Consider the following 1,794-nt stretch of genomic DNA (forward strand, 5'->3'; position numbering starts at 1 on the left):
CCCTCCTCCCCCGGCCCCTCCTCCCCCGGCCACGGCGCCACGGTCCCCGAGCCCGGCCGCGCCCCCGCGGGCGCGCCGGGTGGGGAGATCTCGCCCGTCGCGCCCGACGGACGGACCGAACTGCGCTGGCTGATGTCCTCGGACGTGTGCAAGCACTGCACGCACGCGGCATGCCTCGACGTCTGCCCGACCGGGTCGCTGTTCCGCACCGAGTTCGGCACGGTCGTGGTGCAGGAGGACATCTGCAACGGGTGCGGCTACTGCGTACCCGCCTGCCCCTACGGGGTCATCGACCAGCGCCCCGGCGACGGACGCGCCTGGAAGTGCACCCTGTGCTACGACCGGCTCGGCGTCGGCGGGGAACCGGCCTGTGCCCAGGCGTGCCCCACCGACTCCATCCAGTTCGGCCCCCTGGAGGAGCTGCGGGAGCGGGCGGCGGCCCGGGTCGGGCACCTGCAGGCGGCCGGTGTCGCGGACGCGCGCCTGTACGGCGAGAGTCCGCGGGACGGCGTGGGCGGCGACGGCGCGTTCTTCCTGCTGCTGGACGAGCCGGAGGTGTACGGACTGCCGCCCGACCCGGTCGTCACCACCCGCGACCTGCCCGCCATGTGGCGGCACGCGGCGGCCGCGGCCGCGTCACTCGCCGCGCTGACCGTCGCCAGTTTCCTCGGGAGGCCACGATGAGCGGATCCGATGTCACCCGGGGAGGGACGGAAGGCGCGCGCCCCGGGCGCGAGGCGCTCACCGGCGCGGTGGCCGGGCGCCGCCGGCGGCGCCGCGGACGCGGCGAGCGGCCCATGGTCCCCGAGGCCGAGTTCTCCTCGTACTACGGCCGGCCGATCCTGAAGAAGCCGACGTGGCAGCCGCTCGACATCGCGGGCTACCTCTACCTCGGCGGGCTCGCCGGGGCGTCGTCGCCGCTGGCCGCCGGGGGCCACGTCACCGGCCGCCCGGGGCTGGCCCGCGCGGCGAAACTGGGCGCTTCCGGCGCCATCCTGGTCAGCCTGGCCGCGCTCGTACACGACCTGGGGCGCCCCGCCCGCTTCTTCAACATGCTGCGGGTCCTCAAGCCCACCTCCCCCATGAACCTGGGGTCCTGGCTGCTGGCGGGGTACGCGCCGCTCACCGTGGCCGCGGCCGCCGCCGATGTCACGGGCCGCCATCGGAGCGTCGGTGCCGCCGCCACGGCGGGCGCCGCCGCGCTCGGCCCCCTGGTCGCCACCTACACCGCCGTACTGCTGTCCGACACCGCCTCGCCGTCGTGGCACGAGGGCCACCGCGAGCTGCCGTTCGTCTTCGCGGGTTCGGCCGCCACCGCCGCCGCCGGACTGGCCCTGGTCTGCGCCCCGGTCCGGGAGACCGGGCCGGCGCGCCGCTCGGCGGTGCTCGGTGCCGCGCTGGAGCTGGGCGCTTTCCAGGTGATGAAGCGGCGCATGGGGACGGCGGCCGAGCCGTACGAGCGGGGCAAGCCGCACCGGCTGATGCGTGCGGCGGAGGTGCTCACGGCGGGCGGTGCCGCGCTGGCGGTCCACGCGGGCCGCCGCGGCCATACGAGCGGCTGGGCCCGGCTGCTCGCCGCGGGCGCGGGCACGGCCCTGCTGGCCGGGTCGGCGGCCCTGCGGTGGGGGGTGTTCCACGCCGGCGTGGCCTCCGCCGAGGACCCCAGGTACACCGTCGTCCCACAGCGGGAGCGCCTGGAGGCACGGGCCGACCGTCGTTGACCACCGCCGCCGCCCCTCAGCCGGGCGCGGCGGCCCCGGGCGCCGGGCCGGATCCGCCCCTTCGGCCTTCCGG

Annotated in this window: 2 protein-coding genes; both read left to right on the forward strand. The window is 77.5% G+C overall.

The window, feature by feature from the left end; genetic code table 11:
• Positions 1-684 (forward strand): 4Fe-4S dicluster domain-containing protein (locus tag AXW62_RS26850; protein ID WP_060946786.1); only part of this gene is annotated, 684 nt, incomplete at its 5' end.
• On the forward strand, positions 681-1,721 hold the full coding sequence (gene nrfD / locus AXW62_RS26855; RefSeq protein WP_174556438.1) for an NrfD/PsrC family molybdoenzyme membrane anchor subunit: 1,041 nt from the start codon (positions 681-683) through the stop codon (positions 1,719-1,721). The genes AXW62_RS26850 and nrfD, both read left to right, overlap by 4 nt.
• The last annotated feature ends 73 nt before the right edge of the window (positions 1,722-1,794 follow it).

Origin of the sequence: Streptomyces hygroscopicus subsp. hygroscopicus, from assembly GCF_001553455.1 — a bacterium.
Lineage (GTDB): Bacteria > Actinomycetota > Actinomycetes > Streptomycetales > Streptomycetaceae > Streptomyces > Streptomyces hygroscopicus.